Below are 23690 nucleotides of genomic sequence, written 5' to 3'. Positions count from 1 at the left end.
TCCCACCTTAGGTTTAGTAGCTGAACGCAAGCGTCGCGAGTTGAGTAAAGGACTTGTTCGTTTTTAAACTGAACGAGAAGCCTGGACTGTTCCTTTTAATTTTGAATGTATGCTTAATGACCGGTTTCGTCGTACCTTTGCGGATCCATTTCACAATGACGAGATCCGTGGCCGGGCGTTTTACACTGAGATAATAATAGCCCTTCTTATCCGTTAAAGCCGTACCTGCCGTTTTCCATACAAGCGTGTGCTTATGGGTCTTTTTGTCTATCACATCCACTTGCGTTGCGATACTGACCTGCACATTCGGTACCAGCTTACCGCTTTCGTTCGTCACATGCCCCGACATCGTTACATACGTGCTTGTTGCACTCGCCGCACCGTACGCTTCAAATGCCGTTTGATTCAGCCCGAAAAGCGCGAAGACTAACACCGCCATACCCAGAGACATCATAGCCAAAAAGGTTTTGCCCTTCTTCAGCGTTTTCTTCACGGAAACTTTTTCTGATTGCATATTTTCTTCAGCCTCTCTATCTTGTCGTCTAGTAAAATCTCTCTGCAGAGGGAAGCCGCCTGAGCTTCTTCCCTCAATTCAGAGAGACAGTTACTAGCCTGATTTACCGGTAACAAATGCTAACAATGCGTTAACGCCCGTGCTGTCATTGCCCTTTGCTGCAATTTGTTGCAAATAATATTTGGCGTTGTCGTAATTCTTTTGATCCAAGTACCACAGCGCATCCCCATAATCGCTATCGCTCACGTCAATACTCTTACCCGCGTCCTCTGCAATCGCTGCCGGGACGCCTGTCGTGGTTGACAGCGAGAAATAAGCGTTATAACTCTGCTCAAACGAACCCTGCGAAGCCGTTTGACTTTGTGCCTGCTGATGCAGCTTTTGTGCTGCAAAATCCATCAACGCGGTCACGCCGGTACTGGCGTTCGTCTGCATTGCACTGCCTAAATAGTATACGGCGTTATACCAATTGTTCGTTGACAGATAGAACCACGCCTGCCCTAAACTCTCATCGGTAGCCAGACTATTTGTCGCATCCTGTGCTACGTCCATTGGAACGCCTTGACTGCTCGCCAATAATTGATAATCCGTATAGGCGCTTTCAAACTGCCCTTGCTGCATCTCGCTTTGCGCTTGTACTTGCAACTTTGCCGCTACATAGCCAATCAGAGCACTGATACCTGTACTTTGATTGCCGTTTACTACTTCTTGGCTCAAAAAGTACACGGTGTTGTAGAAATTGTTCTGATTGAAGTAATACCAGGCAACGCCTATGTTGTCATTGGAGCTCATACTCTTCGTCGCATCATCCGCAACATCGGAAGGAATGGCTGGACTCGTGGCCAAGAGCTGGTAGTCCGAATAGGCCCGCGTGAACTCCCCTGCTTTCATAGCGTTGCTCGCTTGCCGCTGGAGTTGCCGTGCTGCAGCGCCCATCTCTGTTTCGAGTTCCGTATCTCCATTGCCGATGGCCAATTGATAGTAATACACAGCGTTATACGCATTGCCTTGGCTCGCGTAAAATTGCGCTAGTTGCAAATTAAGGAGATCTGGCACATCAGTTAGCGAATCTACTTGCAGTGCAGTTGTTTTTGCGGTTCTTCCTCCGTAGCTGACCGTAAGTGTTTTACTATCGCTTTCCGCTTGTGTAAGCGCACTTCCGTTCTCGATTGCCTCGCCGCTTGTAAGATGAACCGATACTCCGTCATCGTTATAGGCGAGTGTTTTCATGCTGCCGTCTGAATATGCCGCGGTAATCTCCATTCCGGAAAGATCCAATGCCGATCCATCAAGGTAAGTCAGCTTTGGCTGCTTATCGACCTTGATATAAGTCACTTCCGGATCGCTGGTTGGACCCCAGACCTTAAAAGCATCAACGATCATATACTGACCGGTTTGCTTGACAAGCTTGAGCGTATGATCTCCAAGGGGCAGTCCGGTAATGGAATAAAGCGGGTACTGGGAATCCCGGCCTCCGGTTTTATAAGCGGTTACCGTCCCCTTGTCCTCACCGTCAAGATAGACTCTTACCTCGCCCATATCATTGTTTCTTTCGGTGAGATACGCAACGCCGGTTCCGTGAAACGGAAATTCGATATAGTTGCCGATACCGCCGCTGGAAGCGTTGCCGGAAATATGGGCGTCGCCCTTATACGCGCCTTCGCCCGATCTGTTGCTTGTGTAAAACCAAGCGCCGTTAGCCTGTGAAGTTGCCCCGGACGCATTAACGTAGGATACGGCACCTGGATCGTTGTCATTTATCGTGGTCGCGTTGAGACCGGTATTGCGCCGGATTCCGAAGGCATCGACGATCATACGCTCCCCGGACTTCTTGACAAGCTTGATCTTGTGTCTGCCATAGTCCAAGCCTATGTTGACATAAGCGGTCTGCTGGCCTAAGGATTCCTCCGAGTAACAGTTTACGGTTTTATCGAGTTTGCCATCGATATATACCTCGACTTCGCCCATATCTGGACCCATTTCCGTGATGTAGTCGATGCCGGCTCCGTAAAACGTGAACTCGGCGGAGTCGCCATCGGTTTCGGTATAATGAATGTCGTTCCCGTAATCGACTTCTGTGCCGCTGCCGACTTCCCATGAGCCTGTGTAGGCAATATTTTTGTTCGTATCGTTCGCCACGGTGTATACGGAGTCAGCCAGGTCGGAGGTTCTATACGTGTCAGGGGTTGTACCTGCCCTCACCAGCACGATATCCTCGCCTTGCTCTGTATTAAACGCTAGCAATTGATTCTCCGTGGCGGATATCGTTTCCGCCTTTACCCCGTTACGGTACAGAACAATATCGGAATCCCACGGGCTTCTGATGCGGCCGACTCCTCCAAGCTGCGACTCGATTTCCACATATTGAATATCACCCGACTCCATGGAGGAGGATACCAGGAAACCATCCTTGCCCAGCAGCTTGTATTTGGCGTCCCACGCTTTAGGCCATGCCGGGAACACCCGAATCACCGGTTCTCCGCCAGTCGTGGCGCTGAGGCTTTGATTGAGCGCTTCCTGAATCGCGGCGGAGAAAGTTCCGTAGCCTTCCGCCGAATAATAATCTCCTTGGTCAAAAAGCAGGTTAGGGTGTTCGCCGTTGGTGCTGAACACGCCGTATTGCGTATTTAATATCATCTCCATATCATCTGCGCGCCCAAGTTTGGCGGCGTCCACATGAAAGCGGCTGGAACCGTTTCTGTCAATCACCTGATTTTTGTACTGGTTCAGGTAACCGGGAGAATGCAAATACGTATTAAGCGCGATATCCCAATCGCCGTTGTCCAGACCTTCGTCCCTTGTCTCCAGGTTGAGCACGTCATATTTTTCAAGCATCTTGAAGATCGGGCTTTCAGTGCCTTGTAAATCCCTTGTGAAGTATGCAGGCGAAAGGCCCTGCGCAAATGCGGGCTTATCTGTCGCGAGCTTGGAAGCCATCGACGAATCGGTGGTTGCCGCCCACAGAGCGCCGGGGTCAGTACGTAACGGATAGTCCGCGAGATTGTCGAGAATCTCCTGCCACTGCGAACGCATGTCCGCGTCTACGCCAAGCAGCTCGGAAGACTTGATCGCAGCCGCAAAAACGCCCCTTGCCATGGACAAGTCATCGATTACGTCTTTACCGGCCCAGATATGCTCATGGAGATTGGTATTGTAGATATGATACTTTCCGTCGGCGTCTTTTTTAAAACCGGGATAGGTGTCGTAAAGCTCCGCCGCGCCCTTGATGAAAGGATAGGCCTGTTCCCGCAGCCAGTCGAGGTCCTTTGTGTAATCGTACACCTGCCAGTAATACTCGGCGGTTTCCTGGGTCGCCATCATGGTATGCGAGACATAACTTGCCTGGTTATTGCCGCTGCCAAAAACGTTCCAGTTCCATGCAGGGAGGAAGGTGTTTCTTTTCTTTGTAAAATCGGTGAATTCCTGCGTCCGGGTGTTGGTTTGGAACGTATAATACTGCTTCACGGCATCGGCAATATTATCCGGCAACGTTTCCCAGCCCAATACTCCGCCCGTCTCGCCGATGAAAATGCCATCGCTGCCCCACATTTGCTTTGCGGCGGTTTCGTATTGTTCATAGCTTGAATCCCGCATTTTAAACATCGGTTCCATCAAATCGATATGGTTGGCTGACATCAGAGGTTGATACAAGGAATCCTGGTTCCAGTTCCAATAATAGCTGCCCCAGTCCCGCCGATCCTCCTCGCCAATCCAGATGCCGCCGTTATACTTGGAAGGATATGAGCCTCTGCTGGAAATGGCGGACAGATACATGTAATAGTTCCGCCTCTGTTCAAAATCCGCCTGCGATGGCAGATAAACATATGATTTCTGCCAGAAGTCGCTCCACCATGCCCGAGTGGCCGCATATATGCTGCCATAGTCCGGGGAATCGGCCGCATTCGCGATTGCGCGAGCTTTCACGTCCACCGTCTTATCCATGGTTGAGCCTCCGCCGATGATGACGGTGAAGGTGCCGCTCTGCGCGGGCAAATTCAATCTAAGCGCTTGACGGTTACCGACCATGCTGTTGGAAACCGATGAAACGTCTCTGCCTTGCACGGTTGCCGCAACGGCTGTGTGGTTGTAAAAATCATTCACGGCCATGCCCGTATCGCTGGGTTCCTGAATAACCTGTTCCAGTACAACCGTTTTATTGTCCGCTGCCTTGGTCAGCGTGGAAACCGCGGAATGATTTCCCCAGACTTGATTCGCATCGCGAAGCATGGTCAAATCAACGGTGATTCCCTGAGGCGCGGGACGATAATCCGTTATTTGGAGCGCAATCGCATCCGAGCTCATGTTTGCGATTACATTGACGTCCACTCCGGCGCCATTAATGCTCAGTTTGCCGTCATACAAAGATAAATGCTGCTTCGTGGCGTCGTTAAAAACCGTACCTGTCCCAAAGCCGACATGGACCCTCCCCACGGCGCCTCCGCCCGAGTTCGCATGATCTTTGGAAGCCGAGGAGGCATCATTGAACATAAAGCTGTCCGTGTCGTTCAGCTGCATGGAAAGCGTATTGCCGCTGTTCTGCCAAACAGGCCCGCCGAACCTTCCGTTCGCTATGGGCATTCCCTGGGTACCCGTTGTAATTCTTCCCGTATAAGCAAGGTCGGACCGCCCGATCAGCTTGCTGTAATCCGGATTGAATATAGGGGTTACTCCATTGTTCGAATCAGGGAAGACAGGAGTTGTTGGGTCGCTGTAAACCAGGCTGGACACAGAGGCTGATTCGTCACCGTAAACCGCGTCGGGAACTGAGGTTGACGGGGTTGCGCCTTCCGCTTGCGTCCATGTCGGAAAGGCTGTAACCGTTTGCAATATCATGATTGAAGTAAGCAATTGAGATAAAATTGATAGGGTTCGTTTTTTTGCCATTCTGGTACCTCCTCTAAATTAAGCAAGCCTCTCCGAAATCATCATTCCGCATCGGGTATTTGTCCTGTAGACATTCTACTTACCAAATCTCTTAGAAAATATCGCTACATCCCCTTTTTTTGGTGGTTGGGAAAACATGAAATTAACATCGTTTGCATTAATGGCATCGCAAACAACATTTTGAAAACGCATTCATTTGATAGCGTTTTTATTATAGCTAAGCGCTTTCATGCTTTCCATGCAGATGTTTGTGTGTTTATTTGCACATTTTTTCCACGGATGTATAGGTATCTTGCAAAACACAACAAAGAAAGCCTCACCATCAAGACGATTGCCTCTATGGTAGGCTTTCTGAATAACGAGCCATTTTGTCGCAACATTAACATTAAATTGTCTCTCTGAATCTGATGATTGTGTTTATTTTAACTGAAATCTTTAAGATAGATTTTCCTGCCTGTTCTTGCGCTCTCTACAGCGCCCAGAACCATTTCAATACTCTTGATATTATCCCGGCAATCTGTTTCGGCGGGTCGCCCTTCCTTCAGGGCAGCGAACATCTCGTCGAGGCAGCCGGCATGACCCAAGTTTCCTTCCCATGTATAATCGCTCTCAACGCGAGAATATTCATAAATAAATTTGTCCTTTTGTTCCCTCGGAGCAACGATCTCGGCATACGGTGCCGTGAAGCCATCCCAGATCGCTGTCCCTCGTTCACCTGTAACCCGCCAGGAAGCTTCCCATGAAGTAGGAACCCCCTCCGCACACCAGGAGCCCCGGTAACAGAAAACGGAACCATCCGACATTTCAAATATGCATATAGCTGACGCATTGCCCTTGTACCACGATCCGGGCGGATTGTATTCATGGCAATATACGGAGACGGGATCGGTGTCGGTAATAAAGCGCGCTTGGTCAAAAGTATGAATGGCCATATCAAGCACCAGAGGACTGTCCATCACGGCACGAAACCCATCGAAATGGGCACCGATGAAGAAATCGGCGCCAATATAACCAGGTTTGCCAATCGTGCCCGAATGTACAAGATTACGATAAGCGCGAATGTTCGGATCGTATCTACGGTTTTGCATAACCGAGAATGACTTCCCGCTTCGTTCGGACTGGAGAATCATCTCATGAGCTTCCGCCATCGATGCCGCTAACGGTTTCTCGCTGAAGACGCTGCAACCAAGCTTCAATGCAGTCGTACATACGCTGAAATGACTCGCAGGTATTGTCAAGTCAAACACGACATCGGCGTTCGTCTGGGAAATGGCAGTAGCTGTATCCGTAAACGTAGGGCATGTTAACCCATAGCGTTCAGCCATTGCATCTGCTGAATCTTTTCTGATGTCCACCAATGCAACGATTTCCATGTCTGTTCGGGAGAGCACATTTTTCATCCATTCGTTCGCAATAATGCCGCAGCCTACGGATACGACTTTAAATTTTACCATTTCAAATATCCCCTCCTTTAATTTTTGGGATTGGGGATCCAAGCGCCCCCGCGACAATGCTTCAAATAATTCAATGCATGCACTTGGCCTGTCATTTCCAAATCCCCCCGGTATACGGGATCGTGCCAGCCTTCGATATCAATCGTGCCCGTATAGCCCGCTTGCCGTAATATGGTAATAATGTCGGTCCAATTGCTATCTCCGAATCCTGGAGTACGATGCCAGACAAACGGCTTGGGACCATGGATACCATGTTCTCTAACGATATCCCACGCTATCGTGGCGTCTTTTCCATGAACATGGAATATTCTATCAACCCATTTGCGCAGCTGCGGGATCGGATCGATCAGGCTGACCATTTGGTGAGCAGGCTCCCACTCCAAACCTATATTATCCATCGGAACTGCATCGAACATCATTTCCCATGCAGTCGGATTAAGCGCGATATTCCAGTCGCCTTTCTTCCAGTCGCCATCCATGTCGCAATTTTCAAATGCAAGCCGGATGCCCTTATCCATTGCTCTTTTGGATAGTTCTCCAAAAACCTCTTTGAATCGAGGAATGGATTCGTCGATCGGCCGGTCTGTCAGACGTCCCGTGAAGCCGGTTATGAGGTCAACGCCAAAAAGATGAGCATGATCGATTAAACGTTCCCAACTGGCAATCGCGTCCGCGTTGCTTCCTTCGTTAGTGAGCGGGTTCCCAAATATCGTAAGACAAGAGATAATACAATTTTGCTCGGCTAATTTAGCTTGCAGCCGTTTGGCCAAGTCCTCAAGATCAGTGTTACCTGTCGTCTGCCAGAATGCGAGCTCAAAACATTCAAACCCGTGAGGAAGAATTTGCGGGATGACATTTAATGCATCTTCACCCCAGACCATTGTTCCAATACGTAAAATTTGCACGGCGAAACTCCCCTGTCTGAAATAAAAATAGCCATCTTTGATTCATTTACTCACCGTTAGTTCTATTTCTTTCTGTCCACGAAAAATGGTTACACCAAAACTCTCGCCTGAAGGGCAGGCTTCGTATAATTGCAAAAGATCATCAACCGTATCTACTTTTTTTTCATTTATCCCCAAGACTACGTCCGCAACCTGAAAACCTTTTTCCATCTGCCAACTGCCCCAGGGGAGAGATTCAATGATAATCCCTACTTCTGCCGGTAAACCGGCTGCGGATACTTCCCCCATCCCCACAATGTTCTTAACTTTGCATCTTCCCCAAAGCGCAGTCTGCGGAAGACGGCCGGATTCGCTCATAATAACGCCGAGTTCAGGAAGCTTTGGCGTTTTGGCGATCTTTTTCAATCTCGGTTTGTGCACTCCGAACTGATCCATCGGGAAATTACGGAATCCCAAATCAAGCGCAGGAGATTCTTCCCGAACCTGATAATTTCCAGAAGCCGTATGAACAAATAGCGCATCCGCAATGATCGAATGGTTATCCGATCCGCTCTGCACTTGGACCGTCAATGCAGGTTTCTTTTCCAGCAGGTCAGCTTGATGAATCAGGTTCCAATCGCATTCTTTCCCCCACGGCTTCGGTACGCGAATCGGTGCATATTCGCTAAACACGATATTGCAGCGAAAAATGTCCCTGCTCCCCTTAAACCAAACATGGGGATGAAACGTGTTGTTTACCATGATATTGTTTTCGCATGTACGGTAAAAACCCTCTCTTAACTTAATGCCTCCGCCTAGGCACAAGTTATTGTAAATTTGGTACCATGTGCAGCCATCGTCAAGATCGATATCCCATCCGTAGTCGCAACGCCATCTGTTATTCCGAATCGTAATCGGCCTTACCATGTCCAATATAGGCAATATACTGTCAGCCGTTTCGTTGTCCGGGTTAATTTTGTCCATATCCGCGTCTTCCAGCAACCAGTACCGATCTCTTCCCCACGCGTTGAATGAACCATGATCGCCGGTTTCCAGCACAGTATCGAATACATCGCAAAATTCGATGATATGTCCTCCGAATGTCCCTTCGGAAATATTAATTCCCGCTCTGGGAACTTCATAAATACTGCAATGCCGGACCGTTATATCCAAAGACATGGATATTTGGATGGGAGCGGATTGTTTTTCCACCTGCCCTACTCTGGATATCAGGCAATCCTCGACCAGACACTGGGCAGGATAATGATTTGTTCGGGGTCCAGGGGTTTGGTCCATGTCCTTCAGCATTTGACGTTCGTTATATTCAAATAGCGGGCTGCGGACCGAATCCGGATTACCGACAAAAGCAATACCATTTGCCCCTACATCGCGAATCAGACATCCTCTAATCATCGCATTGCGATTATAATCATCGACGAATATCGCATTTCCGCCCAATTGAACAAAACCACAATCATCAATCGAACAATTCTCGGATCCGTGCAATACGATTGCCCCGCCACGATACGTGGTCCAATCGCTGCGCAAGAGAGGCTCGCGATTGTCCATAAAGGTTCTTGCAGCATGTTTAAAGGTAAACCCCTTAAGCGCAATATAACGAACTGGGGAATCCTCGCTGCCCCGAAACTCAACTAAATGAGCTAATCGAATGCCTTCGATTGATGACTCTTGAAGGATCGTATCCGGGTACGGATATACATAAAGCGTTCCGACTTTCTCGTCATAGAACCATTCCCCTGGCGAGTCCAGCTCTTCAAAAATATTTTCAATGTAACGGTAGTCATCATGCATACCCATCTTTCGGTTGTTTTGCCAGCCGCCATCAAGGATAAGCCGGTCGTTCTTGTCCTTTCCTTTTATCAGATAACGATAGTCTCCCCACAAGTGCTTATGCATGGCATGCACATATCCGCCCGCGGGATTTGCCCACCGTGCGACACGCTCCGGACTCATGCAATCCTTGGCGTATCCGTTCATGATTCGGGTATGCTCATTAAAGCTCGGATACCTCGCCATATGCATCTGTCGATTATTTATGAATAACTGATCCATTTTCAAACCAGGCGAAAGTGAATGCGTTTGCATAATACCTCCTTCATACGAACGCCATTGAAGATCCAGCTTCTCCCCTCCGCTAATCGTAACGTTCTCGCCGGGAACCGCTTCATAAATCACAAGAGCATCCGCAGATCCCGAATCCTCCGGCAAAAAAAGCATGGTTTCCGAAAGATAATATATGCCCCCATGCACCCAGACATGGACCGGCTTTCCTTGTCCCGCTGCGGATCGTGCTTCGATTTGCGCTCGTTGCAATGTTGCGAAAGGATTTCCTTCGGTTCCGTCGGCAAAATCATTACCGTTGGAAGAGACATATATATTTACCGTGGAATTTTTCATTTGTGCTCCTTTTCTGGTCGAAACGACCGCTCTTATTTACTTTCATCTGATTCCTTATTTGGTTCCGCCCTCCAACAGTTATTGTTATTGATTAGGTATAGAAATTATATTATTAATAAGCCTACGAAATCTAACAGAAAATCACGTTTTACTAACACAATATTATTATCCAAGGTGTATCTATGTGCGCGCTTAAGTTCAGGTTAAGGTATTGTAAGAAATGCCGCATGCAGTTTGTATATCCTGTTGAGTAGAGCAATTCATCTTGTCGCTCGTTCGTACGATTCCCTAGTTAATTTCTTACGTGCATGAAATTAAACATAAAATTGTGTATACTTAACACAATTTTATAATTGTTCTTATTGGAGGTGGCGTATCCATGTACGAACATCGTTATCGGGAGAATTCGCATCATGGATTTCCAGACTTTCCATTTCATATTTATACCATTGAACATCCGGGCAATATCCATACAATCCTACCTATTCATTGGCATAATGAAATGGAGTTTATTTACATGAAAGAGGGGAGCGCCGTATTTAAAATCGAGAATCAGGATTACAAAATAACCACGGGAGAAGCAGTAATTGTTCATCCTGGCGAATTACACTCAGGTGTAAGCGATGATTGTGAGGGGGTCTTGTTTTATTCGATTGTGTTTAAATTATCCTGGTTATCCTCCCTTCACAGGGATCGGATACAGGAACAATTTTTAATTCCGATTCTGAGCGGGGTTTCCAGATTGCCTACTTTTTTATCTACACACAAAAAAGAGCATCTTGAACTGCTATTTTATATTCGGCAAGTACTTTCAAGTTTTGCATGTCGATCCCTCGCTTACGAAATGAGTTTGAAGGCCAATATGCTTTTATTTATCGCAGATAGCTATCAATTTGAATTGGTTGAGTCTAAAACAATTTCAAAAAAACGGCATGGTCAAGAAAATCGACAAATAAAACATGTTCTGGCTTACATGGAGGACAACTCCTTCAATAAGCTGGATTTAAATCAACTATCGTCAATCATATCTTTAAGCAAGTCCCACTTTTGTAAATTTTTCAAAGAACGAACCGGAATGCGGCCAATGGAGTATTTGAACTTTATTCGGATCAATAAGGCTGCAACTTTGTTACGAACTGGTTCTTACAATGTAATAGAAGCTTCATTAGAAGCTGGTTATCAAAACGTTAGTTACTTTTCAAAATGGTTTAAAATTTACATGAATATGACACCATCAGCGTATAAAAACATGTACTCAACTGGGGTATAAAATCGTCCTGGTGAATAAACAACAACGACCTTTCAAAAAAACGGCCTCAGTCCTGTGGAGATCAGGACGAAGGCCTCTTAATTACTTTAAATTATTTGTACTGTCTTCTTGACGGGGTGCTGTTCAAAGAAGAGACCGACAGCCTCTCACGAGAAAGAGGTTAACTTTCGTCGCCGTCGCCTGCATTCCCCAAGATTAAGTAATTGATTCAACCGGGAAGTAGACCGTATAGGCCTCATCCCTAATTTCGTACAAGGGGACAAAACGTATCCCCCGCGCCTGGCCAATCGTTCGATAATTGCCAACATTCCACCAACCATGATGACGTTCGCGATCCGGTACGAGCATGGAAGAGGGCAATTCCGAATCGCCTGTTAGGCGACGCTCCTCGTCGACCAGCCCTGCCAACACGATTGGTCCGTCCATAAAGGCAAACGTCTTTGTCTCCCCCGGTAATGGCTCGGCAGTCAGACGCTTCGGAAATTCGATGTTTACCCGATCGCCATCCTTCCACTCCCGCTTCAGTTCCAAGAAAGAGGTTGGGGTACCTTCGATGTCCAATGTTTGTGCGTTCATCTGGATACGAGGCGTGCCGCTAAGCCACCAAGGAAGTCGGAGTTTGAGCGAGAAGGAAACTGAAGAGTCCGTTTGCACTCGAATCGTATAGACGTAACGGTCAGGCCGGGATTCAGGGATCGAGGGAACATGTACTTCCGTAATCGCGCGCATGCCTTCAACCGACCAGCCGTTCAAGGGATGAACGCCGAATTGGGCATCCTGTTCCAATCGTAAACCGACCTTCACGCCAGAGAGGACCAGTGAGGTCTCTGCCGGAATCCACTGACTGATCGCGATACCATCCTGGTGCTCCAGAAAAATTTGGCGCTCATAGGATGCGTTTGCTTGCATCAGCGTGCCGTGGCAGCACCAAAAGTGCTGTGTTGGCGTTCCCCAGGTTTTCTGGCTTCCCGCCCCTACGCCGAGGAAGTAAGCGATCATCCCATTCTCACCATGCTGCTGGGCAAGTACGCCATTGTAGAATCTTCTCTCCCAATAATCCGCATATTTCGCATCGCCGGTCCATCGAAGAAGGATATGCGCCAGCCGCATCATATTATAAGTGCAGCAGTGCTCTTGACCGACCCCCAAACGCAAAGCCATCTTTTCTGGAGGCATCCACAATTCTGCGTTGTCGCCGGCTCCAGTACAAACATATCCTCTAGTTGTAACTGCCTGCGCCCAGAAGGCTTCAACTGCCTGCCTATACCGTTCCAAGCCTGTGACTTCCCAAGCTCTTGCCGCTCCTAGGATTTCGGGAATTTGTGTATTTGCATGTTTATTGGTCAATACATCCTTGCCTTCAATAAGCGCATCAAAGAAACGCCGCCGATCGTAGCGGTGAATGAGCTCCAAATGGCGGGGCTCCCCGGTTATCCCGTAAAGCTCAGCCCACGTCTCCAGCATGCCTCCCGTCTCCAAATCGAGCAAATCGTCCATTTCTTCCCGGCTGAACGAGCCCGTCCAACGATGAAACCAAGCAGCTATTCCTTGCATGACAGTGAGCGCAGGTTCGCTGCCGGCGAGCGTATACATCTCGAGCAGCCCCATTAGCAGCTTATGAATTGTATAGTGAGGCGCCCATACCCATTTACCTTGCGCGATCCGGTGCATGTAAGTCTCGGGAAAGGCGGCTAGCCACTCTCCTCCGTTCGCTTTCTGGCAGCGTGCCAATTCGTCTACGATCGTATCGGCCTTCGCCTTGATGAGCCGGTCATTGCTTTGCGCATATATTCTGGCCGCCGCAGAGAGCCAGTGCCCCATGATATGGCCTCGCAGCTCACAGGTCGGAGATTCCCAACCCCAGTGCCAGTGCTCGGGGCCAACCGGTCTCGTCGTAGAAGTCGTCGTTCCACCATTGCCGCTGTAGCTCCATAGACCGGCCTCCAGGTAAAAATTGCGAAGCAGGTTATCGTTGGTCAAACTCATGACGTATTTGGTATTCAATTCGAATCTGTTGGTCAAGGGGCCAGGAACCAGCTTCGACCTGCCCGACGGCAGTTCTTTGAATATGTCGCTTCCTATCACAGATAAGCCTCCATTCTTCGTTTTATATTTCAAACAATATTGTAAATGCTGAAGTATGAAGGGAGAATGCAGCTTATTTGTGATTGCATACACTTTTTTTAGGAATTATACTTTCTGCATGCCGCGTTTTGCTAGAGAAGGGAGGAACGGAATGATTACGGACGTATACCTGACTGCCGACAGATTCCCGTTGGTCAGGGACGTAGGTTATCATCGTGTGGAGGGAACCTACGCGCACCATGATCGAACACTGGATTTCGATGTTTTCTTCTATGTGGTAGAAGGCAATATGCAGGTAATCGAGGAAGGTCGTGAATTCTTTGTCCAGGAAGGGGAGCATCTCTTTCTTCGCAAAGGGCTTCATCATTGGGGAGAACCGTTCTTTACGCCCGGAACGAGCTGGTATTGGATCCATTTCGATACGCCGGCTTCAAATGTAGCCGCGTTGAACGAGTATGAACCACTGCAGGGACTTGGCGCTTATTTTCCCGACCACTATGCCTATCACATACGATTGCCTAAGCACGGTTCATCACCCTGGCATCTGTCACTTCGTCAGCTGCTAGATGCTATTATCCATAAGTTTCGGGAGCCTGAAGCCAATGCGATGACATTGGTCAGCATCGAGGCCTATGCCCTATTCCTTCAGTTAAATAAGGCGATGTTAGGTAGCCGAAATTCCGGGCGTTCCGATGCCATTTCGAAGCAAGTTATGGCCTATTTGGCGGAACATGCGGACCGACCGTTCGATTCCGAAGTACTGGGACGGCATCTTAATTTGAACTATAGCTACTTATCGTCCGTGTTCCGCCGGGAGACGGGTCAGAGCATAATCGAAGCGCATACTAAACTGCGACTCAACAAAGCAATTGAACTCATGCGCGGAACCGACTTAAATATAGCCGAAATCGGTGAACGGCTTGGCTTTCATAACCCTTTCTATTTCAGCAGGGTCTTCAAAAAAATACTGGGATCCTCCCCGACAGAATATCGGAAACGGTTCTACTAGAAAATATTTTAGCCAAAAAGGAGACATCGCTATGTCGCGTGTCTCCTTTGAACTGAATGTGCCACGTTCAACACACAATTATTGTTTCTTTTGGGTAACCACTTTTCGTATTCATTTCTTCACTTTATAAAACTCATGATATAGCTTCATCAGCGCCCGCTTCTCGATTCGTGACACATACGACCTCGAGATGCCCAGCTCCTTCGCGATCTCACGCTGCGTCCGCTCTTCCCCACCGGTGATGAGACCAAACCGACCGACCACGACTTCCTTTTCGCGTTCATCCAGGATGTCGAGATTTTTATATATTTTACTTTTTTCAATTTTCAATTGCACTCGATCCGCGACCTCGTCGGCTTCCGTCCCAAGGATATCGATCAAGGTGATTTCATTGCCTTCCTTATCCGTGCCGATCGGATCGTGCAGGGACACGTCCTTGCGCGTTTTCTTGAGCGACCGGAGATGCATCAGGATCTCGTTCTCGATGCAGCGCGCCGCGAACGTCGCAAGCTTCGTGCCTTTTCCCGTCTGGAAGCTCTCGATGGCTTTTATCAATCCGATCGTACCGATGGAGATTAGATCTTCGAGACCTTCGCCCGTGTTATCGAATTTTTTGACGATATGCGCGACCAATCTCAGGTTGTGCTCGATCAGCAAATTCCGCGAGTGTTGATTCCCCTCAGCCATTAACTGCAGGTGCCGGAGCTCCTCTTCTTCTTGCAGCGGCTGGGGAAAAGCGTTGTTTTTGACATAGGAGACAAGAAGCGACAATTGTTTGATGAACAGCGCGACTGCGGCAAAAAATCCAGGCATAATACGGCCACCCCCAAGATGTAATGGCCGGGCAGGATTCACGCCCTCCCCGACTTTTCGAGACTGTTCTTCATTCTATGTGGGCGCAGGCCTAGAAGTGCCTGTACGGAAAAGGATGTTGCAACGAGCCGCAATCTGTCGATTGTCTTCTTGTCTCGAAAGTCCGCTTAGCGCCGCAAGTGCGATCCTTCTGAACCGCACGAAGGCGGGCTACGCTTTGCGCCCGATGTACAAGAGATGGGACGAATGGCCGAGAATATACGGATTCTCCGACTCCTTCATGACCAGCTGCATGATCGCGTCGTATTCCTCGTCGCCCCGCTGCCGCCAATACGCCCATTGCTCCGGACCCAGCGCGCCTGCAATGCTGCCCGAGCCGATCAATTTCTCGGTATGGAAACCGTGCGCTTCCATGAACGGCTTAATCGCGTCGGTGTCGAAATAATAAGCGCCCGTGAACCGTCCGGGATCGGCATGGTTGAAGGCGCCCGTCTCCAGGAAGCCGCTAATGCCCGCCGCCGTGTGGTTCGGTTTCCACGCTTCCGGAAACATGAGGGACGTCGCCAGGAACCGCGTCCGCGACATGAAGGCGACGAATACGCGGCCGCCCGGCTTCGTCACGCGAAACAACTCGGAGACGGCGCGTTCGCGGTCCGCTTCCTCCTGCAGATGATAAAGCGGCCCCAGCATCAGCGAAGCATCGAAATGCGCGTCGGGGAATCGGCTCAGATCCCGGGCATCCGCCGGGTAGAAGCCGTCGAATTGCGGTGCCAGCGCCAGTTCCTGGGCCTTCTGCCTCGCGAACTCCACGAGCCTCGGCGTCAAGTCGGTCACCGTCATCCGGTAGCCGAGCTTGGCCAGCGCCATGGCGTATTTCCCCGGTCCGGCCCCGTTATCCAGGATCCTCCCCCGCTCCGGAAGGCGATTCACGATATGATGGAGATTGACTTTGTATTCCAGCGGTTCGCGGTCAAGCCTGCCCCACTCGTCGAACGCGTTATAATAGGCAATGATATCGTCCATGTCCGTCAATCCTCCACGATACCGAATGAAATCATCATATTGTCCGCGCCCGTCAGCCAAGACGACGACGTGAAAATTTCCGCCAGGCGGCGCTCCGCTTCCGCTTGCTCGGCAGCCTCTTCCTCATCCAGTCCCCGCTGCCTTAATCGCGCGACCATCTCGACAAGATCTGCCGGCTCTTGCGCGAAGCCGCCCTCCCGCAGAGCGAAGTAGAGCGCTTCTTTGCCCTCGGGGTCCATATGCTGATCGAGAAAGTTCACCCGGTCGCTCATTCTGCAGCCCACCTGCTTCATTCCCAGTTGACTCATCAGGATCGGCAGTCGCATGCCGATGTTGCCGTCCTTGCTGGTTCGCGCCGCATCGGTCTCGTACAGCTTCTGCAGCACGCCAAGCGGAATGATGGACGACTGCGCGGCGCCTTCCAACGCAAAATTAGCCATGCAGCCGATCCAGTGCGGCTCGAAGCAAATGACGCGCCCGCCGTTCACGACGCTGTTCCTCATCTTCCGGAGGATGCGCTCCGGCTCGGTCATATGCAGCAGGAAGGCATGGCTCAGGGCGATGTCGTATTCGCGCGCGATCTCGATCGTTTCGATATCTCCTTCGATAAACGCGGACGGATAGGTCAGGCGCGAGAACAGCTCTCTCGCTTCGCCGAGCAGCCGCACTCCCTTGTCGATGCCCGTGTAACTCGAGCCCTCCGGCAGCAGCGGCAGCAGCTTTAGCCCGAGATAGCCGTAGCCGCAGCCGTAATCGACCAGCTTGACGGGCTTGTCGATTTTCCAGACCCCGCGAACCAGGAACTCCAGGTAATCGTCGTTGTAGAATAACCAGCGCGTATTGCGCAAATAGGCGATCCGCTCATCCCATTCGTAAGCCGTCATTCGCTCAGCTCCTCATCCTTGATCGTTTGCCTGCCGATCTCCCCCAGCATGTAGGACGCGAAGGACAGGAGACGCTCCTCGTCGATCGCCATCTCCGCGCGCTCGCCGCGATAGACCGCCAGGCTGCCAGCGATGACATCGCGGTAAGCCCGGGGCACGATAGACGCAGCCCACTCGCCGCCCTCGCGCTTGGAGGAGATCGCCGATTCCTGCACGTACTGCAGCGTCCGGCATAAATTCAGCACGTAATAGACGGGATTGCGCGTAATGCCGGCGGCCGCCTCGCGTACGTCCGACAGTACCGACTCCCGAAAAAACCGCCCGTCAATTCCCGAACCGGCTGGCCCCAGAGCGCGACTCCCCGGCTATAGGTCACGGCGAAATGAGCGGCCAGATCGGGATCCGCCGTTCCGCCGCATACGTAATCCGCCTCTTCCTTGTAGCGGCTCCGGTGATGCGCGGAGTAGTGGAACTCGAACGGAGTCGGATGCACGAATGCCGCCGCGTACGCTTCCAGCACGATGCTCAGCTCGATGCCCGCTCCGACAGGCTGTTCTTCCTCCAGCCGGAGCAGCTTATCCGCAATCCGCCTGTATGTATGCCGCTCGCTCGGTTCGCGGACGACGACCAGCAGATCGATGTCGCTGCGCATCGGATTGAAGCCTCCCATCGCCAGCGATCCGTGCGCGTAGATACCGATCAAGCCGGCCGATAGTTCTTCCCGCAGCAGTCGCACCGCGCCTTCCAGCAGCGTCCGGACGCTTTGGTCCATGCTGCACCGCCCCCTCTCCGTCTCGAGCCAATGCTTTGCAAGCGGTTTCCCGTCTAAGCAGATGAAGAAAGCCGCTCATGCGCGGCTCTGCTTCTGGGATATTTATAAGGATACTCGCTAGGAGCCCTTTAAGACGCCGGACTTTTATTTCCGACGTAGACATACATCGTAATGCTGTAAAAGAATTGGTCCCGGTCGTGCAGCGCCGTCAGATTCGCGAGCAATTCCTCGTACGCCTCCGTCCGGATCATCTTCCTTCTGGCCAGGGCCGCGAAATCCACGATCATGGCATGCCCGTAATACGGCGCTTCGAATCTCGTATTCGTCAGCACGAAGGTTTCGATTCTGCCCGTAAACAAGCCGGACTGCTGAAAGGTACGCCACAGCCGCCGGCCCATCCACGAGTCGATGTCGGTCATCCAATCCTGCTTCCATTCGTTGTACGCATGCGTGATCATCCGAATCAAGTCTTTATTGTCGCCGTCGACCGATTGCGAGTCCCAATCGAAATGCGCGAAGACCGCCTGCCCGCCGGGCTTCAGCACGCGGTGCGCCTCGCGCAGCAACGCCTGCTTGTCCGTGATGCATTCCAGCATGTTGTTGGAATAGACCGCATCGAAGCTGCCGTCCGGAAAAGGCAGGCCCTGCGCGATATCATGCCGGACAAAACGCAGGCGCGCATCGCCGCCGTATTGCCCGGTCGCCTTCTGGATGGCTTCGTCCATCGTATCCAGACCGACAAACCGGCTGTCGGCATCCGCCGAACGGGAGAGCTGGAACAGATCGTATCCGTGACCGCAGCCAAGATCCAATATCGCGATTTGCGGTTTCATGACGATCTGGTCGAGAATAAACGCGCGCATCTTCTCGTTGTTCGGGTCCATGGCTGCCGCCTCCTTTCGGGGATCCATGATCGTTCGCTTACAGGTAGGCGATCGTGCCCTCGCCGCTGCCGACGATGACGGTTTCGGTCATCTTCACGAACAAGCCGTGCTCCACGACGCCGGGGATCGACTTCAATCGGTTGCTCAACTCCGCCGGACTTTCGATCACGCCGAACGCGCAGTCGGCGATGTAGTTGCCGTTATCCGTCACGAAAGGTTTCCCTTCGGAGCTGCGAAGCGTCGGCTTGCAGTCCAGCGCCGCCAAATTCCGCATCGTCAGCTCGTACGCGAACGGGATGATCTCCACCGGCAGGGAAAATGCGCCCAGCCGGCGAACCAGCTTCGAGTCGTCCACGATGACGATGAATTTCCGGCTGTTCGCCGCCAGAATCTTCTCCCGCAGCAGCGCCCCGCCTCCGCCTTTGATCAGATTGAAGTTTTCATCCACCTCGTCGGCGCCGTCGATCGTTACGTCGATGGCTTCGATATCGGAGAACGGCAGGATCGGAATCCCAAGCTGCCTGGCCAGATCCTCGGAGCCCTGCGAGCTGGCTACCGCTTGAATGCGGAGTCCTTCCTTCATACGCGCAGCCAACCCGAGGATGGCGAAGTACGACGTCGAGCCGGTTCCGAGTCCGACGATCATGCCGTCTTCGATATGGGTGACGGCTTCTTCGGCCGCCAGTTGTTTAGCGTTCATTGCGATCACCTCTGTTTTCTGATGGTACTGCCTGTGCCAAGCGCCGCATGAACCGTCCGGGAATCGACTCGAATCCGTATTTCTCGTACAGGCCATGCGCATCCTTCGTGCCCAAAATCCCTGTCATCCATTCATACTCCGGGGCGTGCACGATCGTTTCGATCAGCTTCTTCCCCAGCCCGCTGCCTTGATACGCCTCGAGCACGAACACGTCGCACAGGTAGAACATCGTCGCGCCGTCCGTCACGATGCGGGCAAATCCAACCTGCCTATCCCCATGATAGACGCCATAACACACCGAGGCTTCGATCGATCTCAAAATCCGTTCCGGAGCCCGCTCGTTCGCCCAGTAGCTTCTGGCCAAGTAATCCAGGATGACGGCGCGATCGAGCTTTTCCTTGCGGTCCGAGATCAAATAATCGCCGAATGCGAGTTCCATGCAGACGCTCCTTCGTTCTAAATTGCCGTGAAAGCCACCTGTTGCTCCGTCCATTCCGCCTCCTGGTAAGCCTCAAGGAGCCCCACGCGCTGAATGCGCGCTTTTGGCACCTCCTTCTGCACGAGCGTAGCCGTAAAAGCTTGCTCGAACAAGGACGGAGCGACGCGAATTTCCTGCTCGTTCAGCCAGTTCGCGATATAGCGTTCGCCCGGGACCAGCGTAATGGTGAACCCGTCCTTGTACCACGGATGCTCGTTCTCCTTCGCGGCTCCGGGCTCGTTCAGGCACACGTAGAGCGACAAGCCGTCGCAAAGCTTCAATATGCGCAGCTGGCGCTGGATCACATCCTCGTCCAGCGGAGCCAGCTTCGCCCGGATCCGATCCTGCCTGGCTGTCTCATGGTCATGGAAGCGCACGACTTCCGCTTGCCGGGAGGTCTGGATGAGCTCGAACGTCGAATAATGGAGGCTGCACAATAAAGCCGCGTAATCGTGCCCTTCTTCCACTTCGTCGATGCCATGCCGATAGCACAAAAGCTTCGGCAGCAGCGGATAATCCATGAACGTAAACGGAGCGGACTGCCCGTCATTCCAAATCGGCGTATCGTCCATCGGGATCCATCCGCGATCATGCTCGTACACGGCAGTCAGCGCTTCCGCGATTCGGGTCTCGTCCATGAACAAATGGGTATGAAATCGTCTAGCAATTTCGCCCGACAACCGGGCGTGCTCATGCTGATGGGTCATGATGAACGCTTGTTCCGTTTCCCGAATAATCATGGCCTCACTCCCTTCATGATCTCATCCCTATTATACCTCGTTCTTTGCATAGCCGGCGCATGCGCAAAGTCATTCTTAGCATGACCAAAAATTACCGTTTTCGCGTAAGCGGCCAGTCATCGATTAAAGCTACGCCGAGCGGACTCAGTTGAATCCAACGCCCCCTGTACCGGATCGCGGTTTACGTCCGCAGCCCGCGTTCCAGATCCTCCACCACGCCGAGCCAATTCCCGTAATCCTCGGTTTTATAATCCGCCAGCCACTCCTCCAATTCCTCCGTCAACGAGGAATTGTCTCTGACTTCCCGTCCCGGTTTTCCATGCGCTGCCGCCAGCAGCTCGATCGCGCCTAATGCATTGGAAGCCAGATCGACTTCAACATACACCATAAAAGCAATATATATGGTAGTATATACCATTCCAGTTAAGCCAGCATTAAAAAAACGCCTGAAATGCCACAAAGAGAAGCCTCCTCCTTATGGCGCTTGGCGTAATCACGAACGGTATTCACGGCCTCTCCGGGCTTGGCTAATATTTTTTTTCGGCAGGAGCTTGTTTCATGGATTTCGGACGCACACTCTCTATTAATTCTTCATCTATTATAGAGAAGTCTGATAGAAACGAGGTGATACGAATGGCTCGTACAAAAGCTGTTCAACAAACGGATCTCGTCTTGATCAGTTGGTCCAGAAATCCGCTTGTCTCCGGTTCCGCCCGCAGGATCACGGCCTCGCGCGTGATCGGCAGTTCCAGACCCTGCACGTCTCATTTAACGGCCGGCACGCTCCTTAGCGCCGCGTTAGCCTGCTTGTTGGATCACGATATCGGATTCAAAATCGTCTTCAGCAAAAAAACGTCCAGCATCAGCGGCTATTTGTTATTGCAGCGGAAACGCTAATCGGGATCCAAGGGCAGCGGCCGCGCTGCCCTTTTTAGCGGCCAGATTCGGCCGGATCATTTTCTCGTCCAACTTTTCGATCTCCATCGGGACGCCAAGGGCATCCCCGACGCATAAACCGAGTATTCCGGCTTGTACGCTGCTCACTGCATCACCCGCTTTCTTACGCATTTGATCATCATTACACCGATTTCCGCTAATCTTAAAGGGGCATTCAAGCTATTTGAAGCCGAGGTGGACATGATTTACTGAGAGCCGCTCGAGCCCGGACGCAGGACGAGCCGATACACGAGCTCGCCGTCGTGCACCTCACCCGTTTGCTTGAACCCGCATTTTTCGTAGAGCTTTCGGGCAGCGGCATTATCCGGATATACTGTCAAGTTCAAGCATTCGCTTTGCGGATAGCGGGCGCGAATATAACCGATCACCGCATTCATGGCCGCCAATCCGTAACCTTTGCCCTGCTGCCGTCGATCAAGAACCCGTTCAGCCAGTAGGACCAGGAGGTTGTCTCATCCGCCGTCACCATGACGAACCCGACCAAGGTTTGGTCGAAAGTATAGACGCAAAACGGTGCGTATACATAGGCATCGCCGTCCGGACGAATAGACACCTTGGCCAGCGATACCGCGACCGAAGGCACGTAATCGACTTGCTGCGCATCTACGTGCAGGCGCAGTGCAGCCTGCCAGTTTTTTCTAGTTGTGGGTACCAAGATAACCAAGCTCATTTCTCCTTGTACGTGCGATTTTCGTTGAACTGATCATTCGGAGGCTACTCGTGCTGCGAGACATCTACGCCTTGCTTTTCATCCGTAACGATGGTCCGGTCAGCCCGCTGCGGTTCTCCTAAGCAGCTTGAACCGAAGCGACGTACGTCTCCCCATTATAATTGAAACGGGGCTTATCAGTTCTGCGCGAACCTCGAGCTCCGCTTCTTTTCTTCTCTCCGATACATGTAGAAACCTGCCAAGGCAAAGGGAGCGGCGGAGAGGGCAAATATGCCGAATGTCTTGAACGATGCCAAGAGCTCCTTGCTGAAGTCGGCAGCAACGTCAGCTTGGCCGGAGAATACGCTTGCATTTGCGTACCCATGTCGATCGTATAACGATCTGCCCGGTTTACCTGAAAGCCTGCAAAGGACTCGCCTTTTCGACTGTTCCATGTATAGCTCATGGAGGCATTTGCGGCTATCGGGACGATATCGTGCTTGCTGTTCGTGATGCTGATCGAAGGGGATAATGGTGGATCGGCAGGTTTATCACTCTTCGTGATTTCGACGGGTCCATATTGTTGCTTGGATTCATCATATTCGTAAAACAATGCATATTTGCCTGGCTCAAGGTCGATTTCCGTTATAGTTGCCGAATGCCTTTCACCTCTCTGATTGTTAGAACAGCTATCCGGTTCGCCGAGAGTCTATAGCTCCTTCACTTTCGTCCTTGCGACGTAATCATGAATACCTCTTCGGCCTTTATTGGCAAAGAGCACCACGATATACGCGACGATCAGCAGATTCGGAATGAAAATCAACGCCTGATTGGAAGGTTCCTCGACATCCCACCAAGGATCCGGAACCAATATAATGAGATGCGTCAACTCCCACGGCAATAAGCGGACGAAGGTTCTGCCTAACGCTTGGACGAAACTCAACGTTGATTTCCGTTCATCGACGACTACCAATTTCAGTAATCGTTTGCCGAGCGTTTGCCGTCTTGCCTTCTCGAAGGAGATAAAATACGCCCAGACCGGCAGCGACATCGACAGTACGACCCAGCTCTCGATTTCGAAGCCTTTGTCGAAGTAATCGAAAGGGAAACCGGACGTTACGGTATAGAGCAGCAGCTGCACGCCGACAAGCACGACGGCGAGGATGACAAAATCCAGCCAATAGGCGATTAAGCGCTTCAGGGATAGTTTCATGATTGCTCCTTGGTCTTGCCTGGATAGTGGGTAGAAGTCGGTTCTTACTTCACGCCTTC

20 protein-coding genes and 1 pseudogene are annotated in these 23690 nt (G+C 51.2%); 3 read left to right on the top strand and 18 right to left on the bottom strand.

Annotated features, from left to right (window positions below; translation table 11 throughout):
- Positions 1 to 13: 13 nt before the first annotated feature.
- The 5 genes from GT019_RS30480 to GT019_RS30460 all read right to left on the bottom strand — a co-directional run bounded on the left by GT019_RS30480 (position 14) and on the right by GT019_RS30460 (position 10154).
- Positions 14 to 514 carry a carboxypeptidase-like regulatory domain-containing protein gene (locus GT019_RS30480; RefSeq protein ID WP_161747227.1) on the bottom strand — a complete coding sequence of 167 codons (501 nt, stop codon included), beginning with the start codon at positions 512 to 514 and terminating at the stop codon, positions 14 to 16.
- A gap of 93 nt (positions 515 to 607) precedes the next feature.
- The gene (locus tag GT019_RS30475; protein ID WP_161747226.1) at positions 608 to 5398 is read right to left on the bottom strand and encodes a glycosyl hydrolase family 95 catalytic domain-containing protein; all 4791 of its coding nucleotides are present in this window, start codon (positions 5396 to 5398) and stop codon (positions 608 to 610) included.
- 422 nt (positions 5399 to 5820) lie between these two features.
- Positions 5821 to 6852: a Gfo/Idh/MocA family protein gene (locus GT019_RS30470; RefSeq protein ID WP_161747225.1), complete on the bottom strand. Its 1032-nt coding sequence runs from the start codon at positions 6850 to 6852 to the stop codon at positions 5821 to 5823.
- 17 nt (positions 6853 to 6869) lie between these two features.
- Positions 6870 to 7733 carry a sugar phosphate isomerase/epimerase family protein gene (locus GT019_RS30465; protein ID WP_161747251.1) on the bottom strand — a complete coding sequence of 288 codons (864 nt, stop codon included), beginning with the start codon at positions 7731 to 7733 and terminating at the stop codon, positions 6870 to 6872.
- Positions 7734 to 7799: 66 nt separating this feature from the next.
- Positions 7800 to 10154, bottom strand: coding sequence for a peptide-binding protein (locus GT019_RS30460; RefSeq protein WP_161747224.1), 2355 nt, complete (start codon positions 10152 to 10154; stop codon positions 7800 to 7802).
- Between the two features lie 379 nt (positions 10155 to 10533).
- Between GT019_RS30460 and GT019_RS30455 the strand changes: the two genes are divergently transcribed.
- Positions 10534 to 11424, top strand: coding sequence for an AraC family transcriptional regulator (locus GT019_RS30455; RefSeq protein WP_161747223.1), 891 nt, complete (start codon positions 10534 to 10536; stop codon positions 11422 to 11424).
- Between the two features lie 195 nt (positions 11425 to 11619).
- Here the strand turns inward: GT019_RS30455 and GT019_RS30450 are convergent, their stop codons facing one another.
- Entirely contained in the window at positions 11620 to 13542 is a 1923-nt protein-coding gene (locus GT019_RS30450) for a beta-L-arabinofuranosidase domain-containing protein (protein ID WP_201755659.1), read from the bottom strand.
- Between the two features lie 118 nt (positions 13543 to 13660).
- On the opposite strand from GT019_RS30450, the gene GT019_RS30445 reads away from it, so the two are divergent.
- On the top strand, positions 13661 to 14518 hold the full coding sequence (locus tag GT019_RS30445; protein ID WP_161747222.1) for an AraC family transcriptional regulator: 858 nt from the start codon (positions 13661 to 13663) through the stop codon (positions 14516 to 14518).
- Between the two features lie 111 nt (positions 14519 to 14629).
- Here GT019_RS30445 and sigK read toward each other — a convergent pair whose 3' ends face one another.
- From sigK to GT019_RS30400, 10 genes are all read right to left on the bottom strand, one after another.
- A complete protein-coding gene (gene sigK, locus GT019_RS30440; protein WP_161747249.1) occupies positions 14630 to 15331 on the bottom strand; it encodes an RNA polymerase sporulation sigma factor SigK in 702 nt (233 codons plus the stop codon).
- A gap of 210 nt (positions 15332 to 15541) precedes the next feature.
- Complete coding sequence (locus GT019_RS30435; protein ID WP_161747221.1) at positions 15542 to 16354, bottom strand: class I SAM-dependent methyltransferase; 813 nt, start codon at positions 16352 to 16354, stop codon at positions 15542 to 15544.
- A gap of 5 nt (positions 16355 to 16359) precedes the next feature.
- Entirely contained in the window at positions 16360 to 17238 is an 879-nt protein-coding gene (locus GT019_RS30430; RefSeq protein ID WP_161747220.1) for a methyltransferase domain-containing protein, read from the bottom strand.
- On the bottom strand, positions 17235 to 17507 hold the full coding sequence (locus GT019_RS32200) for an aminoglycoside adenylyltransferase domain-containing protein (protein WP_328804082.1): 273 nt from the start codon (positions 17505 to 17507) through the stop codon (positions 17235 to 17237). Before GT019_RS32200 ends, GT019_RS30430 begins: the two co-directional genes overlap by 4 nt.
- Complete coding sequence (locus GT019_RS30425) at positions 17477 to 18010, bottom strand: nucleotidyltransferase domain-containing protein (protein ID WP_235949612.1); 534 nt, start codon at positions 18008 to 18010, stop codon at positions 17477 to 17479. The genes GT019_RS32200 and GT019_RS30425 overlap by 31 nt, the downstream gene beginning before the upstream one ends.
- 128 nt (positions 18011 to 18138) lie before the next feature.
- The gene (locus GT019_RS30420) at positions 18139 to 18894 is read right to left on the bottom strand and encodes a methyltransferase domain-containing protein (protein WP_161747219.1); all 756 of its coding nucleotides are present in this window, start codon (positions 18892 to 18894) and stop codon (positions 18139 to 18141) included.
- Between the two features lie 37 nt (positions 18895 to 18931).
- Positions 18932 to 19594: a ribose-5-phosphate isomerase RpiA gene (rpiA, locus tag GT019_RS30415; RefSeq protein WP_161747218.1), complete on the bottom strand. Its 663-nt coding sequence runs from the start codon at positions 19592 to 19594 to the stop codon at positions 18932 to 18934.
- The gene (locus GT019_RS30410) at positions 19584 to 20033 is read right to left on the bottom strand and encodes a GNAT family N-acetyltransferase (RefSeq protein WP_161747217.1); all 450 of its coding nucleotides are present in this window, start codon (positions 20031 to 20033) and stop codon (positions 19584 to 19586) included. Before GT019_RS30410 ends, rpiA begins: the two co-directional genes overlap by 11 nt.
- Positions 20034 to 20050: 17 nt before the next feature.
- Positions 20051 to 20812 (bottom strand): DUF3891 family protein, encoded by a 762-nt coding sequence (locus tag GT019_RS30405; protein ID WP_161747216.1) that lies wholly within the window; start codon positions 20810 to 20812, stop codon positions 20051 to 20053.
- A 181-nt stretch (positions 20813 to 20993) separates the two neighbouring features.
- Positions 20994 to 21200: a DUF4259 domain-containing protein gene (locus GT019_RS30400; RefSeq protein WP_161747215.1), complete on the bottom strand. Its 207-nt coding sequence runs from the start codon at positions 21198 to 21200 to the stop codon at positions 20994 to 20996.
- A gap of 245 nt (positions 21201 to 21445) precedes the next feature.
- Between GT019_RS30400 and GT019_RS30395 the strand changes: the two genes are divergently transcribed.
- Positions 21446 to 21709, top strand: a complete 264-nt coding sequence (locus GT019_RS30395) for a hypothetical protein (RefSeq protein ID WP_161747214.1) — start codon at positions 21446 to 21448, stop codon at positions 21707 to 21709.
- 245 nt (positions 21710 to 21954) lie between these two features.
- Here GT019_RS30395 and GT019_RS32760 read toward each other — a convergent pair.
- Positions 21955 to 22439 (bottom strand): annotated as a pseudogene (locus GT019_RS32760) (GNAT family N-acetyltransferase).
- Positions 22440 to 23127: 688 nt separating this feature from the next.
- On the bottom strand, positions 23128 to 23631 hold the full coding sequence (locus GT019_RS30385) for an RDD family protein (protein ID WP_161747213.1): 504 nt from the start codon (positions 23629 to 23631) through the stop codon (positions 23128 to 23130).
- Between the last annotated feature and the right edge of the window lie 59 nt (positions 23632 to 23690).

The sequence above is a fragment of the Paenibacillus glycinis genome, assembly GCF_009909185.1.
Taxonomy (GTDB): Bacteria; Bacillota; Bacilli; order Paenibacillales; family Paenibacillaceae; genus Paenibacillus_Z; species Paenibacillus_Z glycinis.
The sequence above is the reverse complement of the archived record's forward strand: the minus strand, read 5'-3'. Positions and strand labels throughout refer to the sequence as shown.